This window comes from Curtobacterium sp. ER1/6, from assembly GCF_001742745.1.
GTDB classification, from domain to species: Bacteria; Actinomycetota; Actinomycetes; order Actinomycetales; family Microbacteriaceae; genus Curtobacterium; species Curtobacterium citri.
In genome coordinates this window covers 97,920-112,643 of record NZ_MJAK01000002.1, presented here as the reverse complement: position 1 = coordinate 112,643, position 14,724 = coordinate 97,920, and the positions used below count along the sequence as shown (strand labels likewise).

Annotated in this window: 14 protein-coding genes; 11 read left to right on the top strand and 3 right to left on the bottom strand. The window is 72.2% G+C overall.

Translation table 11 applies throughout. From position 1 onward, the window contains the following. Positions 1-39: 39 nt before the first annotated feature. From Cus16_RS04860 to Cus16_RS04830, 7 genes are all read left to right on the top strand, one after another. Positions 40-1,449 (top strand): serine hydrolase, encoded by a 1,410-nt coding sequence (locus Cus16_RS04860; protein ID WP_069711532.1) that lies wholly within the window; start codon positions 40-42, stop codon positions 1,447-1,449. Then, complete coding sequence (locus tag Cus16_RS04855; RefSeq protein WP_069711531.1) at positions 1,446-2,015, top strand: GbsR/MarR family transcriptional regulator; 570 nt, start codon at positions 1,446-1,448, stop codon at positions 2,013-2,015. The genes Cus16_RS04860 and Cus16_RS04855 overlap by 4 nt, the downstream gene beginning before the upstream one ends. Next, entirely contained in the window at positions 2,012-3,661 is a 1,650-nt protein-coding gene (locus tag Cus16_RS04850) for an ABC transporter ATP-binding protein (protein WP_069711530.1), read from the top strand. The genes Cus16_RS04855 and Cus16_RS04850 overlap by 4 nt, the downstream gene beginning before the upstream one ends. A 27-nt stretch (positions 3,662-3,688) precedes the next feature. After that, on the top strand, positions 3,689-5,095 hold the full coding sequence (locus tag Cus16_RS04845; RefSeq protein ID WP_069711529.1) for a serine hydrolase domain-containing protein: 1,407 nt from the start codon (positions 3,689-3,691) through the stop codon (positions 5,093-5,095). Between the two features lie 94 nt (positions 5,096-5,189). Next, positions 5,190-6,749: a sensor histidine kinase gene (locus Cus16_RS04840; RefSeq protein WP_083263714.1), complete on the top strand. Its 1,560-nt coding sequence runs from the start codon at positions 5,190-5,192 to the stop codon at positions 6,747-6,749. 37 nt (positions 6,750-6,786) lie between these two features. After that, positions 6,787-7,449, top strand: a complete 663-nt coding sequence (locus tag Cus16_RS04835; RefSeq protein WP_069711528.1) for a response regulator transcription factor — start codon at positions 6,787-6,789, stop codon at positions 7,447-7,449. A 14-nt stretch (positions 7,450-7,463) separates the two neighbouring features. Continuing rightward, positions 7,464-8,360 (top strand): EamA family transporter, encoded by an 897-nt coding sequence (locus tag Cus16_RS04830; protein WP_069711527.1) that lies wholly within the window; start codon positions 7,464-7,466, stop codon positions 8,358-8,360. Between the two features lie 36 nt (positions 8,361-8,396). On the opposite strand, the gene Cus16_RS16580 is transcribed toward Cus16_RS04830, so the two are convergent. From Cus16_RS16580 to Cus16_RS04820, 3 genes are all read right to left on the bottom strand, one after another. Further along, positions 8,397-8,549, bottom strand: a complete 153-nt coding sequence (locus tag Cus16_RS16580; protein ID WP_181429186.1) for a hypothetical protein — start codon at positions 8,547-8,549, stop codon at positions 8,397-8,399. 96 nt (positions 8,550-8,645) lie between these two features. Further along, complete coding sequence (locus tag Cus16_RS04825; RefSeq protein ID WP_069711526.1) at positions 8,646-8,969, bottom strand: hypothetical protein; 324 nt, start codon at positions 8,967-8,969, stop codon at positions 8,646-8,648. 48 nt (positions 8,970-9,017) lie between these two features. Next, positions 9,018-10,076: a LacI family DNA-binding transcriptional regulator gene (locus Cus16_RS04820; RefSeq protein WP_069711525.1), complete on the bottom strand. Its 1,059-nt coding sequence runs from the start codon at positions 10,074-10,076 to the stop codon at positions 9,018-9,020. A gap of 103 nt (positions 10,077-10,179) precedes the next feature. Here Cus16_RS04820 and Cus16_RS04815 point away from each other — a divergent pair, with 103 nt between their 5' ends. Genes Cus16_RS04815 through Cus16_RS04800 form a run of 4 tightly spaced genes read left to right on the top strand, consistent with a single transcriptional unit; the run spans position 10,180 to position 14,706 of the window. Then, on the top strand, positions 10,180-11,475 hold the full coding sequence (locus Cus16_RS04815) for an ABC transporter substrate-binding protein (RefSeq protein WP_069711524.1): 1,296 nt from the start codon (positions 10,180-10,182) through the stop codon (positions 11,473-11,475). Then, on the top strand, positions 11,475-12,347 hold the full coding sequence (locus tag Cus16_RS04810; RefSeq protein ID WP_069711523.1) for a carbohydrate ABC transporter permease: 873 nt from the start codon (positions 11,475-11,477) through the stop codon (positions 12,345-12,347). The genes Cus16_RS04815 and Cus16_RS04810 overlap by 1 nt, the downstream gene beginning before the upstream one ends. Beyond that, on the top strand, positions 12,344-13,339 hold the full coding sequence (locus tag Cus16_RS04805) for a carbohydrate ABC transporter permease (RefSeq protein ID WP_223246527.1): 996 nt from the start codon (positions 12,344-12,346) through the stop codon (positions 13,337-13,339). Before Cus16_RS04810 ends, Cus16_RS04805 begins: the two co-directional genes overlap by 4 nt. Further along, the gene (locus tag Cus16_RS04800) at positions 13,339-14,706 is read left to right on the top strand and encodes a glycoside hydrolase 5 family protein (RefSeq protein ID WP_069711522.1); all 1,368 of its coding nucleotides are present in this window, start codon (positions 13,339-13,341) and stop codon (positions 14,704-14,706) included. The genes Cus16_RS04805 and Cus16_RS04800 overlap by 1 nt, the downstream gene beginning before the upstream one ends. The last annotated feature ends 18 nt before the right edge of the window (positions 14,707-14,724 follow it).

The window sequence follows — 14,724 nt, the reverse complement described above, 5'->3', positions numbered from 1 at the left end:
CGCGACAGACTCGACCCACCGCTCCTCGAAAGGACCACCGTGACCGACACCCTCGACGCTTACCGCAAGACCCTCCCGTACATCCAGGAGTGGGTGTCGTACAAGGTGTGGCAACTGCGGGTCCCGGGCGTGCAGGTCGCGATCGGCCACGGGGGCGAGGTCCTGTTCGACGAGGCGTGGGGCCACGCCGACGTCGAGGCCGGACGGCGCCTCACCACGACCGACCTGTTCCGCATCGCGTCGCACTCGAAGACCTTCACCGCGACGGCACTCCTGCAGCTCGTCGAGCGCGGTGACCTCCGGCTCGACGACACCGTCGGCACCCACGTCCCGGCCCTCGTCGCGGGCGGGTCGCCGATCGCCGACGCGACCGTCCGCGAACTCATGGAGATGGGCGCCGGCGTCATCCGGGACGGTCACGACGGCGACTACTGGTCCCTGCAGCGCCCCTTCCCGGACGAGGAGGAGCTGCTCGCGCTCGTCCTCGACCGCGGACAGAAGGTCCCCACCGGGTCGTCGTTCAACTACTCGAACCTCGGGTACTCCCTGCTCGGGCTCGTCATCGCCGCGGTCTCCGGGCAGTCGTACGACGACTTCGTCCGTGCGTCGATCACCGAGCCGCTCGGCCTGCGGAACACCGGCCCGGACTGGGACCCGGCCCGGGCCGACGACTTCGTGGTCGGGTACACGGGCTTCCACACCGCCCGGACCCGGAAGCGCATCGACCACGTCGACACCCGCGCGATGGCCGCCGCCACCGGGTTCCACGGCACCGCGTCCGACCTCGTCCGGTACTTCTCCCAGCACGTCATCGGGCAGGGCACCCTGCTCAGCGACCACTCGAAGCGCCTGGTCCAGCGGAAGGCCTGGAGCGCCACCGACGACGACGCCGAGCGCGGGTACGGTGCCGGGTTCGTCGTCGACCGGATCGGGGGCCGGGACATCCGCGGGCACTCCGGCGGGTTCCCCGGGCAGATCACGCAGTCGATGTTCGACCCGGCGTCCGGGCTCGTCGTCTCGGTGCTCACCAGCGCCGCGGCCGGGCCGGCGACGCTCATCGCGACCGCGATCATCACGCTCCTCGACGCGGCCGTCGCGGACGACGCCCCGAACGCGGTCGTGCCGGACGACGTCGACGCCGCGACCTTCACCGGGCGCTTCGCCAACCCGTGGGGCGTCACCGACGTCGCCCGCATCGGCGACCGGCTCGTCGAGATCGACCCGTCCGCACCGGCGCCGCTCGACGCGCCGACCCGACTCGAGGTCGTCGACGCCGACACCCTCCGGATGACCCACGGCAACCGGTTCGGGTCCGTGGACGAGGACGTCACGTACGACCGCGACGCCGACGGCGGTGTCCGTTCGATCCGTGCCGGTGGCGGGATGACCATGGAGCCGTGGACGATCCCGACCGAGTCGCCCGCGGTCGCCGCCGGCCTCGAGGCATGAGCGCCGGGGAGCGCCCGTCCGCGGGCACGGACGTGCAGGACGACGTCGTCCTCGAACCGGAGCGCCAGGCGTTCGTCGAGGAGTTCGCCCTGATGTTCAGCGAGCTCGCGGGGACGCCGCTCACCGACGCACGGGTCCTCGGCTACCTCATGATGACCCGGGCCCCGCACTCGTCGTCGTCCGACCTGCAGCTCGCGCTCGGCGCGAGCTCGGGCGCGATCTCGATGGCCACCCGGCGGCTCGCGGACAGCGGCTTCGTCAAGCGGCACACCGTCCCGGGCGAACGCAGCCACTACTTCCGCGCCGAGGCCGACGTCTGGGGGTCTTGGCTCGCCGGGGAGCGTCGGTACCTCGACCGGCAGCGCGACGTCATCGGCCGCGGGCTCGCGATCGTCGAGTCCGGCGGCCACACCGCGGACGGCGACGTGGACGCCGAGGTCCGTGAACGCCTCCGCAACGGCCGCGACTACATGCAGTGGCTGCGCGGGTACCACGTCAAGATGCTCGAGGAGTGGGAGGCCTTCAAGGCGGCCCGCGACGAGTCCGACCGACCGGAGACCCCATGACCGACGTCCTCACCGTCGACCAGCTCACCGTCACGTTCGACGTGGACGGCGACGTCGTCCGCGCGGTCGACGGCGCCTCGTTCACCGTCGGCCGCGGCGAGGTCGTGGCCGTCGTCGGCGAGTCCGGGTCGGGCAAGAGCATGACCGCGATGACCGCGATGGGCATCGCGCCGGAGGGGGCCCGCGCCACCGGGAGCATCCGGATCGGGGACCTCGAGGTGCTCGGCGCCGACGAGCAGGTGCTCCGCGAGGTGCGCGGTCGCCGGGTGTCGATGATCTTCCAGGACCCGTCCGCCGCACTGAACCCCGTCTTCACGGTCGGGTTCCAGCTCGCCGAGGCCGTCCGCCGCGCCGAGGGCGGCCTCGACCGCGCGGCCGTCCGTGCGCGCTCGCTCGAACTCCTCCGCGCCGTGGAGGTCCCGGAGCCGGACCGTCGACTCGGGCAGTACCCGCACGAGCTCTCGGGCGGTCAGTGCCAGCGCGTCATGATCGCGATGGCGCTCGCCGCGGACCCGGACCTCCTCATCGCCGACGAGCCGACGACGGCGCTCGACGTCACCGTGCAGGCGGAGGTCCTCGACGTGCTCCGTGCGCTCCGCGACCGGACCGGCACCGCGATCCTCCTCATCACGCACGACATGGGCGTCGTCGCCGACATCGCCGACCGGGTGGTCGTGATGCGCCGGGGCGAGGTCGTCGAGCGCGGGACGGCCGTCGGCGTCTTCGCCGACCCGGCCGCCGAGTACACGCGGGAACTCCTCGCCGCCGTCCCGCGGATGGGCACCTCCGTGCTGGAGGCGCGGCCCACGCCCGCCACGGAACCCGCTGTGCCCGTCCTCGACGTCCGGCACCTCGTGGTCGAGTACGGCGGCGCCCTGCGCGGGCGCTTCCGCGCGGTCGACGACGTGTCGTTCGCCGTCGGTCGTGGTGAGATCCTCGGCCTGGTCGGCGAGTCCGGCAGCGGCAAGACGACGATCGGACGCGCCGCCGTCGGACTCGCGCCGATCACCGACGGGTCGGTCCTCGTGGAGGGGACCGACGTGGCGGGCGCGCGCCGCGCCTCCCGGAACACGATGCGTCGCCGGGTCGGGGTGGTCTTCCAGAACCCGCTGCGATCCCTGAACCCGCGGTACACGGTCGGGCAGACGGTGGCCGAACCGCTCCGCCAGATCCTCCGGTTGCCGTCGGCCGAGGTGGGCCCGCGTGTCGAGCGACTGCTCGCGGACGTCGGGCTCGACGGCGGCTTCCGCGAGCGGTACCCGCACGAACTCAGCGGCGGTCAGCGGCAGCGTGTGGCGATCGCCCGCGCCGTCGCGCTCGACCCCGCCCTGCTCATCGCCGACGAACCGACCAGCGCGCTCGACGTCTCCGTGCAGGCACGGGTGCTCGACGTCTTCCGCGAGCTCCAGGAACGCCTCGGGTTCGCCTGCCTGTTCGTCACGCACGACCTGGCGGTGGTCGACACCCTGTGCGACCGCGTGGTGGTGCTGCACCGGGGACGGGTGGCCGAGGAGGGGCCGCGCGACGCGATCCTCCGGGCACCGCAGGACCCGTACACGAGGCGGCTCGTCCAGGCGGCGCCGGTGCCGGACCCCGTCGAGCAGGCGGCCCGGCGTTCGGCGCGGCTCGCGGCGCTGTCCGGCTGAGGCGGGGCTCGTGCCAGGCTGGTCGGCATGGAGAAGCGCGCCGCGTACGAGTCCGTCCTGCCCTACGTCCGTGAGTGGGTCGCCTACAAGGTGTGGCAGTTGCGCCTGCCCGGTGTGCAGGTCGCGATCGGCTTCGAGGGCCAGGAGCTGTTCTCCGAGGCGTGGGGGTACGCCGACGTGGAGGCCGGTCGCCGCCTGACCACGACCGACCTGTTCCGGATCGCGTCGCACTCGAAGACCTTCACCGCGACCGCCCTGCTGCAGCTCGCCGACGCCGGCGCCCTGCGGCTCGACGACACGGTCGGCTCGTTCGTGCCCGCCCTGGTCGAGGCCGGGTCGCCGATCGCGGACGCGACGGTCCGCGAGCTCATGGAGATGGGCGCCGGGGTGGTGCGCGACGGTGCCGACGGCGACCACTGGGCGCTCGACCACCCGTTCCCCGACGCCGACCAGCTCGTCGCGCTCGTCGTCGAGGGCGGCGCGAAGGTGCCCGTCGGGTCCGCGTTCAACTACTCGAACCTCGGGTACGGCCTGCTCGGGCTCGTGATCGAGGCCGTCACCGGGACGTCCTACGCCGAGCACGTCGGGACCGCGATCACCGAGCCGCTCGGCCTCGCCGGCACCGGCCCGGAGTTCGACCCGGCACGCGAGGACGAGTTCGTCGTCGGCTACACCAGCCTGCACGACGCCCGCACCCGTCAGCGTGTCCCGCACGTGACGACCGGCGCGCTCGCCGCCGCCACCGGCTTCCACGGCACCGCGTCCGACCTGGTCCGCTACTTCTCGGAGCACGTGCCCGGTCGCGGCTCGCTGCTGTCCGACCGCGCCAAGCGCCTGGCGCAGCGGAAGGCCTGGAGCGCCGTCGACGACGACCCGGCGGCGCGCGGCTACGGCGCGGGGTTCGTCGTCGACCGGATCAACGGGCGCGAGGTCCGCGGCCACTCCGGCGGGTTCCCCGGGCAGATCACCCAGTCGGTGTTCGACCCGGCCTCGTCGCTCGTCGTGTCCGTCCTGACGAGCAGTGCGACCGGCCCGGCGGGCATGATCGCCACCGGGATCGTCCACCTGCTCGACGCCGCCGCCGACGAGCACGCCCCGGGGCCGGTGCTCCCCGCCGACGTCGACACCGACCGCTACACCGGCCGGTTCACCACCTTCGAGGGGATCACGGACGTGGCACGCATCGGCGACCGGCTGCTCGCGATCGACCCGACGCAGCCCGTGCCGACCGAGTCACCGGTGCGGCTCGAGGTCGTCGACGAGGACACGCTCCGGATGGCATCGGGCAACCGCTTCGGCTCCGTCGACGAGCTGATCAGCTACGTGCGGGACGGATCGGGCACGGTCACCTCGTTCCGGGGCGACAGCGGGATGACCCACCGCCCGTGGTCGGTACCCGAGGAGTCCCCGGCGGTCGCCGCCGCCCTCGTCTGACGGCGCGACGGGCGCATGGGGTGGGGACAACCCCACCCCCGATCCGGGAGACGGCAGGATGGGACGCGGGGACGGGCTCCGTGAGGCTGGACCCATGACCGACACCGACCGCCTCGACCAGGCCGAGACCATCCCGCTGGACCACTCCGCCGCCGACCGGGCACACACCGTCCCGCTGGACGACGCCGTGCCCCAGGGAGCCACGAAGCCCGTGCCCGAACAGCCGCTGACACCGCCGACGCCGCCGTCGTCGTGGTCGTCGACGCCCGCCGTCGGCGCCGAGCCGACGCCCGTCGTGGGACCGGGTGGCGGAGCAGGGTCCGGTCGGCGGACGACCGCCGGTGGCTTCTACCGCGAGGCCTGGCGGCGCCTGCCGCGCGACTTCGGGTACATGGCGCTGACGGCCGTGCTGCTCTGCACGCTCTACGTGGCGTTCCCCGCGGCGCTGTTCGGGCGGGGCTTGCGCGACCTGTTCAACCCGTTCGTCCTGCTGATGTTCTTCATCGCGCTGTTCGTGGCGCGGTGGGTCGGGCAGTTCGAGAAGCTCCGCATCGGGTGGGCGGACCCCCGGCCGATCCGCCCGGTGGACTGGACCCCGCGGTGGCAGCAGAACTGGTGGACCCGGACCGGCTCGGCGGTCGCCAACCCGCACTACTGGCTGTACCTGCTGCACGCGGTCGTCGTGTACCCGCTCGCGGCGCTCGTCACCGTCGGCGTCGGCGCCGTCCTGGTCGCGGGCTTCCTGTGGCCCATCCTGCTCGCCGGCGGCTTCGTCCTCGGCCGGACGATGAACGGCGCCCTGCCGTCGCTCGACTTCGTCGACAGCGGCGCGCTGGTGGGCATCGGCACCGCAGCCCTGCTCTCGATGGCGGCCTCGGTCGCGCTCTTCCCGCTCTGGGCCCGCGGCTCGGTCCTGGCCCACTACTGGATCGACGCCGGGCTGCTCGGCGGGTTCCGTGCCGAGCAGCTCGAGCAGCGCGTCGCCGGGCTCCAGGCCTCGCGTGCCGGGGCCGTCACGGCCGAGGGGCAGACGCTCCGGCAGATCGAGCGTGACCTGCACGACGGACCGCAGCAGCGACTCGTCCGGCTCCGCATGGACCTGGCCGCCGCCGAGCGCGCCTTCGACCGTGACCCGGAGAAGGCGAAGCGGCTCATCGGCGAGGCGACCGAGCACGCGCAGGACGCCCTCGACGAGCTGCGCGCACTGTCGCGGGGCTTCGCACCGCCGATCCTGCTCGACCGCGGGCTCGTCGCGGCGCTCGAGGCCCTGGTTGCGCGGACGCCGATCCCCGTCGGACTCGACGTCCGGCTGCCCGAGGGGCTCGAGCTCGCGACCGAGGTCCAGCGCAACGTGTACTTCACCGTGAGCGAGCTGCTGACGAACACGACGAAGCACGCGGGCGCCTCGGCGGCGGGTGTCTACCTCGGCCTCATCGTGGACGCCTCCGGGCTCTGGTACCTCACCGTCAGCGTGACCGACGACGGTCGCGGCGGTGCCCGCACGCAGGTCGGCCACGGGATCGAGGGGCTGACCGGACGGATGCGGGCCCTCGACGGCGAACTCGTCGTGAACAGCCCCGAGGGCGGCCCCACCGAGGCCACGGCCCGGATCCCGCTCGGCGCCCTGCACGGGGTCCCGGTCACGAGGGCGTGAGGCCGGGGGAGCGACCGCTCCCGCTAGGCTGGTCGGCATGAGCGACGGCCCGGGTGCAGCACGCATCCGGGCCGTCGTCGTCGACGACGCCGTGCTCCTGCGCGAGGGCCTCGCCCGCGTGCTCGACGAGGCGGGCATCGACGTCGTCGGTCAGTACGCCGACGCGGACGCCTTCCTCGCCACGCTGCCCGACGCCGCTCCGGACGTCGTCGTGATGGACGTGCGGATGCCGCCGACCTTCACCGACGAGGGCGTCCGTGCCGCCGTCGAGACCCGCCGGGTGGCCCCGCGGACCGGGGTCCTGCTGCTCTCGCAGTACGTCGAGGCCACCTACGCCGAGGACGTCCTCGCCGCCGGCGCGACCGGCATCGGGTACCTGCTCAAGGACCGCGTGACCCGGCTCGAGGAGATCGACGACGCCGTCCGGCGCATCGCCGCGGGCGGGACGGTGCTCGACCCCGAGGTCGTCACGCAGCTCATGGGTCGCCGCCGGGACCCGCTCGCCGCCTTGACACCGCGGGAGCGCGACGTGCTCGGGCTCATGGCCGAGGGCCGCACCAACGCCGCGATCGCGCGTGCCCTGGTGATCGGCACCGGCGCCGTCGAGAAGCACGTCACGAGCATCTTCGGCAAGCTCGCCCTCGAGGACACCGGCGAGGACCACCGCCGCGTCCTCGCCGTGCTCGCCTACCTCGGCTGAGCGGCGCTGTCCCGATGGCGACCGCGACCCGTGTCCCCGCGCCGCTCCTCGCGCTCGCCGCCATGGTGTCCGTGCAGATCGGCGCGGCGGTCGCGAAGACCCGCTTCGACGAGGTCGAGCCGGTGGGCGCGGCCACGCTCCGGCTGGTCATCGGCGCCGTCGTGCTCCTGCTCGTGGTGCGTCCACGCGTCCGGCACTGGACGCGTGCGCAGTGGACGGCCGCGGCGCTGCTCGGCCTGGCACTCGGCGGCATGAACGTCCTCATCTACGTCGCCTTCGCGAGCATCCCGATCGGCGTGGCGGTGACGATCGAGTTCCTCGGTCCGCTCGTGCTCTCCCTCGTGCACACCCGGCGGTGGCGGGACGTCACGTGGGCGCTGCTCGCGCTCGCCGGTGTGGTGCTGCTCGGTGTCGGTCCGGCCGCCGTCACCGCGGTCGGGGGCGTGCTCGCCGCGGTGGCCGCCGCCGCGTGCTGGGCGGGCTACATCGTCATGAACCGTCGCGTCGGTGCCGCGATCCCCGGTGTCGACGGGCTCGCGGTGTCGATGGTCGTGGCGATGGTCGTCTCGCTGCCGACGGGCCTCGGGCCGGCCGTCGAGGGCGTCGCCGCGCACCCGACGCTGCTGCTCGTGTTCGGCGCGGTCGCGGTGCTGTCGAGCGTCCTGCCCTACGCGCTCGAGATGCTCGCGCTCCGGCGGATGCCGACGCGGGTGTTCGGGGTGCTGCAGAGCCTCGGCCCGGGGATCGCAGCGCTCGCCGGGCTCGTGGTCCTGCACGAGGCCCTCGCGACGCAGGAGGTCGTCGCGCTCGCGTGCGTGAGCGTCGCGAGCATCGGCGTCACGCTGTCCGCGCGACGCGGCCGGACCAGACCGGACACGGGGCTGCCGCCGGGCGCCGACCAGGTGCCCTGATCCCGGGGACGTCCGCCGTGCCTCCCGGACGACCGGCTACTCGACGCGGAGGAAGTCCGCGTAGGTGGGCTCCGCCTGCACGCCCGACAGCAGTGCCGGGTCGTTGATCCGCCGCTCGACGTAGGCCGCGATGACCTCGGGCGGGGTGAGCACGTGGGCGACCCAGGACGGCACCTCGCTCTTCTTCACGGTGCCTCCTCGATGGTCGTCCGGTCGAACTACTCGATCGGTGAGTAGTTCGACCGACCGCTGTTGACTGAACGATCCTCGTCGCGGCGACGGAAGTCAATGCCGTGCGTCTGCCGGATGCCGATCGGCGCGGTCGGCGCGGAGGGTGCGGTGCTTCACGGCGGACCGCCAGACCCACGCGTCGGCCTGCTGCCCGAACTGCGCCCACTCGACGAGCACGGCGTCGCGGGTCCAGCTCTTCGCGAACCCCTTCACGCGGATGTGGAACGTCGGGAACTGGATCCACGCCCAGACGGGGACGGGCGTGACGGCGTGGCAGACGTCCGGCCCGCGGGCGTCCTCGGACAGGGAGTAGGCGCGCGGGCGTTCGACCTCCGGGTGCTCCGGGGGCTGCCACCGGTTCTCGCGACGCCGTCCCACACCGGTATTCGAACGTGTGTTCGAACCGTCGTCAAGTCCGGCGCGCGGTCACCACGCGGAGCGGTCGGTCGACGGGCGTGTCGGGGCGCGCCCGGTCGAGTCGCGGACGCTCAGGGTCAGCGGCGGCCCCGGACGCGACGGCAGGACCGTCCCGGTGTCGATCTGCTCCCGCAGGAGCACGGCGGCGCGCTGTCCGAGCTCGACGGTGTCGCGGGTCAGCGACGTGACGGCGGGCCGGACGAGCCGGACCATGGCGGAGTCGTCGAACGAGACGATGGACACGTCCGTGGGGACGGCGACGCCCATCTCGCTCGCGACGCCGAGACCGGCGACCGCGAGGACGTCGTTGTCGTACACGATCGCGGTCGGACGGTCGGGGTGGGACAGGAGCGTCCGGGTCGCCCGAGCGCCCTCGTCGGCGGAGTAGTCGGTCGGGACGGACACGGTCCGCTCGAGCCCGGCCGCGGCGGCGAAGGCCCGGAGGCGTTCCACGCGCATGGCGGTGTGCTCGAACTCCGGTCGACCCGAGACGTGGGCGATGTGCCGGTGTCCGAGCGCGTGCAGGTACCGCAGGACGGTGTCGGTGGCGTCCGAGTCGTCGATCCACACGCTGGGTGCCGTGCCCTCCGGGGTCGGGTGGGACCCGACGACCACGGCGGGCATCCCGAGCTCCGCGAGCAGGGTGAGTCGCTCGTCGGCACGACGGGGGTCGATCACGATGACACCGTCCACACGGTGGCCCCGCCACCAGTCGCGGTAGGTCGCGAGCTCCTCGTCGGCATCGCGGGCGACGAGGAGGGTCATGCCGACGTGCGTGCCGGCGAGCCCGAGCTGGATCCCCGAGATGAGGTCGCCGAAGAACGACTCCGTGCCGAGCGTCCGTGCCGGCCGGTTCAGGACGAAGCCGATCGACCCGGCCCGCGCACCGCCGAGCGCGCGCGCCGCCGTGTGCGGCTGCCAGTCGAGTTCGCGGGCGATCTCCAGCACGCGACGACGGGTCTCTACGGAGACCCCGGGCCGGTCGTTCAGCGCGAACGACACCGCGCTGATGGAGACGCCCGCGCGGGCGGCGATGTCGGCGATCGTCGTCCGACGCTTGGAAGCCACGGGTTGACTATAGCGCTTTAGTCGCGCACAGTGGCAGGCAGACACCGGTTCGGGAGATCAGCACTGAACCGCTTGAGCAGGATGACGAAGGAGTCACAACGCCATGAGGACCACATCGAGAGTGACGAGGGGCCGCGCGGCAGCGCTGCTCGCGACCGCAGCCGCAACCGCGCTCGTCCTGACCGGCTGCTCGAGCGGCAGCAGCGGCGCCAGCGGCGGGGGCAGCGGCGGGGTCGACGGCTCGATCACGCTGCAGACCTGGGCACTCACGCCGACCTACACGGACTACCTGCAGGGCGTCATCGACGGCTTCGAGCAGGAACACCCGGGTGCGAAGGTCAAGCTGCAGGACCAGCCGGGCGACGGCTACGCCGACAAGGTGCTCAGCCAGGCCTCGTCGAACTCGCTGCCGGACGTCATCAACCTGCCCCCGGACATCGCGCTGCCGCTCGCGAAGCGCGGGTTCCTGCAGGACGTCTCGAAGGACGACAGCAAGCTGAGCAGCACCTACGTGCAGGGCGCGTTGGACTCCTACGAGTACAAGGGCCTCGACGGCACCTACGGCTACCCCTGGTACCTCAACACCGACGTCGACTACTGGAACTCGTCGATGTTCGCCGAGTGCGGGCTCGACGCGGACAACCCGCCGAAGACGACCGACGACCTGTTCACCCAGGCGAAGACGATGCACGAGCGGTGCCCGGACGACTACCTGATGAGCCGGAAGCCCGGCCTCGGCGACTTCACGCTCGCCGGCGTGAAGGTGGTCAACGGGGACGGCACGAAGTTCACGTTCGCCGACTCGTCGAAGGCCGCCGACCTGATCGACCGCTACAAGACGGCGTACCAGGACGGCTACATGCCGTCCAACGTCCTCAACAGCGACTACCTCGGCAACTCGACGCTCTTCACGCAGGGCAAGGTCGCCTGGACCACCGGTGGTGCGACCGCGCTGGCCGACATGGAGAAGAGCAACCCGTCGCTCAAGGGCAACGTCACCGTCAGCCCCGCGCTCGACACCCCGCCGCTCTACGTGCAGGGTCTGTCGGTGTCGAGCAAGTCGAAGCACCTCGCCACCGCCGAGGCGTTCGCGCAGTACATGACGAACGCGAAGAACCAGGAGGCGTTCGCCCACCAGGTGAACATCTTCCCGTCGACCACCTCGTCGCAGTCCGACCCGTACTTCTCGAAGGACGACGGCACCGTGAACGGCAAGGCCCGCGTGCTCGCGAACGAGGCGCTCAAGGAGGCGAAGGTCCTCAACCCGGTCGAGGCGAACTCCGCGATGACGGACTTCCTCGACCAGCAGATCGCCCTCGCCATGAAGGGTCAGGTCTCGCCGGAGAAGGCCCTGCAGACCGCGCAGGACAAGATGAACAGCCTGCTGGCCAACGGCTGATGCGCGCCAACCGCTGGTTCACGCCCTGGCTGCTCGTCCTGCCGGCACTCGTCTGGCTCCTCGCGTTCAGCCTCTGGCCGTCGATCAACACCGTCCGGTTGTCGTTCACGAACGCCAGCCCGCTCGGGGGCGTGAGTCAGTGGGTGGGCGTCCGCAACTTCCAGACCCTGCTCGCCGACCCGCAGGTGTGGGAGGCGCTGCTCAACAGCGTCATCTACATGGCGATCTGCCTGCCGCTGCTCACCGTCCTGCCGCTGCTCATCGCGGTGCTCGTGCAGCAGAAGCTCCCCGGGATCGCGTTCTTCCGCACGGCGTACTACACGCCCGTGATCGCCTCGGCCGTCGTGGTGGGGCTCATCTGGACGTGGATCCTCGACGACCGCGGTGTGGTCAACGAGATCGTGAAGGCACTCGGTGGGGCGGGCATCCCGTTCCTGACCGACCGGTGGCTGCTGCTCATCAGCGCGATCAGCCTGACGGTCTGGAAGGGCCTCGGCTACTACATGATCATCTTCCTCGCGGCGCTCGGGAACGTCGGCAAGGACCTGCACGAGGCCGCCGCCCTCGACGGCGCCGGGGCGGTCCGCCGCTTCTGGTCCGTGACGATGCCCGGCGTCCGCGGCACCATGACGCTCGTCGGCATCCTGGTGTGCGTCAGCGCGCTCCGGGTGTTCAGCGAGCTCTACATCCTCACCAACGGCACCGGCGGACCCGGCGGGCAGGACAACTCGCTCGTCATGCTCATCCAGCAGTACGCCCGCGGCTTCACCGGCAACCTCGGCTACGCGTCCGCGCTCAGCCTGCTGCTCTTCGTGGTGACGCTCGTGCCGATGCTCGCCCTCGCGCGCATGAACAGCAAGGCGGACAAGTGACGAACACGACCAGCACCACGGAACCCGTGATCGGGGGCGCCGCCGGCGCCGCCGCACCCGCACCGGACGTGACCGGCGGGACGGGCGCGGGCCGGGCCTCCCGGACGGACGGACGAGACGGACGAGACGGACGAGACGGCCGCCGCCGACGCCGCCAGGTCTGGGGCGTCATGTCCACCCGCGAGAAGGTCGTCCGCTACGTCCTGCTGATCGTGGTCCTCTTCATCACGATCGGCCCGTTCCTCTGGCAGCTCTCCACCTCGTTGAAGGGCGCGGGCGAGGACATCTACACCGCGAACCCGTCGTTCATCCCGAGCGAGCCGACGTTCGACAACTACCTCAAGGTGGCGGCGGCGATCCCGGTCTTCCGGTACATCGGCAACTCGCTGCTCGTGGCGGCGATCGACGTGTTCGGCAACATCGTGTTCGCCACTCTCGCCGGGTTCGCCCTCGCACGCCTGCAGTGGCGCTTCCGGAAGCTCGTGCTCGGCCTGTTCCTGGCGACCCTGGTGCTGCCGGGCGAGGCGACGATCATCAGCCAGTTCGTCACCGTGAAGGACCTCGGTCTCGCCGACAACCTGGTCGGCGTCGCCCTGCCCGGCATGATCGCCGCGCTGAACGTGCTGCTGATGTTCAACGCGTTCCGGCAGATCCCCGAGGAGATCGACCAGGCGGCGGTGATGGACGGGGCGAACGCGATGCAGCGCCTCCGGTACATCTCGCTGCCCGCCGTGCAGGGGACCATCGCCGTGATCGCGATCTTCTCGTTCATCGGCGCGTGGGACGACTTCCTCTGGCCGCTCATCGTGCTGCAGTCGCCCGAGAACCTGACCCTGACCGTCGGGCTGCAGTACCTGCAGGGCACGTTCGCCACCGACCAGCGCATGATCGCGGCGGGCACCATGATCGCGTTCATCCCCATCGCCGTGATCTTCGCCGTCCTGCAGCGCTTCTTCTTCAAGGGCGTCGAAGAGGGCGGGGTGAAGGGCTGATGCGCTTCGGCGTCAACCACACCCCGTCGGTCGGCTGGTTCCACTCGTGGCTCGACTTCTCGGCGTCGGACACCGCGCGGGACCTCGAGCAGATCGCATCCCTCGGCGCCGACCACGTGCGCATCTTCCCGCTCTGGCCCGTCGTGCAGCCGAACCGGACGCTCATCCGGCAGCGGGCGCTGGCGGACGTCGCCACCGTCGTCGACATCGCCGGGTCGTTCGGCCTCGACGTGAACGTCGACGCGCTGCAGGGGCACCTGTCGAGCTTCGACTTCCTGCCGTCGTGGCTCGAGAGCTGGCACCGCCGGAACCTGTTCACCGACCCGGACGTGGTCGCGTCGACCGCGGCGTACGTCGAGGCGCTCGCCGCAGCGGTCGGCGACCGGCCCAACCTGCTCGGCATCTCGATCGGCAACGAGGTCAACCAGTTCGCCCACGCCCCGCACCCCGCACCGCACGCCACCACGGCGGAGCAGGGGCACACGTGGGCGGCGGCGATGGTCGCGGCGGCGCGACGCGGGCTGGCGTCGGCCACGTCGGCCGGCCGGGAGGCCCGTGACACGTCCGCCCCGACGGTCGCCACCGCCTCCGGGTCGCGTCCGACCCCGCTGGTCACCGTCGCCCAGTACGACGCGGCCTGGTACGACGACGCGCAGCCCTTCGGCCCGGAGCACGCGGCGGACCACGGCGACGCGACGGTCACGCACTCGTGGGTGTTCAACGGCTCGGCGGCACTGCACGGCGCACTCGGGGCGGGGTCGGTGCGGCACGGCGAGTACCTCCTCCAGCTCGCGGCGGCCTGGAACCGCGAGCCCGGGCGGCCGAACTGGCTGCAGGAGGTCGGCGCCCCGACGAACGTCGTCGACCCCGGCGACGCCGCGGCCTTCACCGAGCGGACGATCCGGCACGTCCTCGGCGCGCAGGACGTGCTCGGAGTCACCTGGTGGTGCTCGCACGACGTCTCCCGGTCGCTCGCCGACTTCCCGGAGCTCGAGTACGACCTCGGCCTGTTCACGAACGACGGCCGGCTGAAGCCCGCGGGGGAGGCCTTCGCCGCGCTCGCCCGCTCCGGTGCGACGTCGACGGCGGTCCCACCGTCGACCGCGATCGTCCTCGACGACGTCCGGCCCGACGGGTCACCGCGCTCCGACTCCCGCGCGGACTGCGCCCCGGGCGGTCGGTTCGCCGCCGCGTGGCTGGACTGCGCCGAGTCCGCGCCGGACGGCCGTGGTCCGCAGGTGCTGCTCCGCTCCCGCCTCGGCGACACCGCCCTGACCGCGGCCCGGGGCATCACGAGCATCGTGGACGTGCCGGACGACACGACCGGCTCACCGCTCGTGGTCGCGCACCCCGCCACCTTGCCCTGACGACCCGACGCCCTGACG

What these genes read in the sequence shown, in the direction of transcription:
- Cus16_RS04815 (WP_069711524.1), top strand. Translation starts at nt 10,180, where the DNA reads ATGAGGACCACATCGAGAGTGACGAGGGGCCGCGCGGCAGCGCTGCTC.
- Cus16_RS04835 (WP_069711528.1), top strand. Translation starts at nt 6,787, where the DNA reads ATGAGCGACGGCCCGGGTGCAGCACGCATCCGGGCCGTCGTCGTCGAC.
- Cus16_RS04800 (WP_069711522.1), top strand. Translation starts at nt 13,339, where the DNA reads ATGCGCTTCGGCGTCAACCACACCCCGTCGGTCGGCTGGTTCCACTCG.
- Cus16_RS04850 (WP_069711530.1), top strand. Translation starts at nt 2,012, where the DNA reads ATGACCGACGTCCTCACCGTCGACCAGCTCACCGTCACGTTCGACGTG.
- Cus16_RS04830 (WP_069711527.1), top strand. Translation starts at nt 7,464, where the DNA reads ATGGCGACCGCGACCCGTGTCCCCGCGCCGCTCCTCGCGCTCGCCGCC.
- Cus16_RS04810 (WP_069711523.1), top strand. Translation starts at nt 11,475, where the DNA reads ATGCGCGCCAACCGCTGGTTCACGCCCTGGCTGCTCGTCCTGCCGGCA.
- Cus16_RS04840 (WP_083263714.1), top strand. Translation starts at nt 5,190, where the DNA reads ATGACCGACACCGACCGCCTCGACCAGGCCGAGACCATCCCGCTGGAC.
- Cus16_RS04845 (WP_069711529.1), top strand. Translation starts at nt 3,689, where the DNA reads ATGGAGAAGCGCGCCGCGTACGAGTCCGTCCTGCCCTACGTCCGTGAG.
- Cus16_RS04855 (WP_069711531.1), top strand. Translation starts at nt 1,446, where the DNA reads ATGAGCGCCGGGGAGCGCCCGTCCGCGGGCACGGACGTGCAGGACGAC.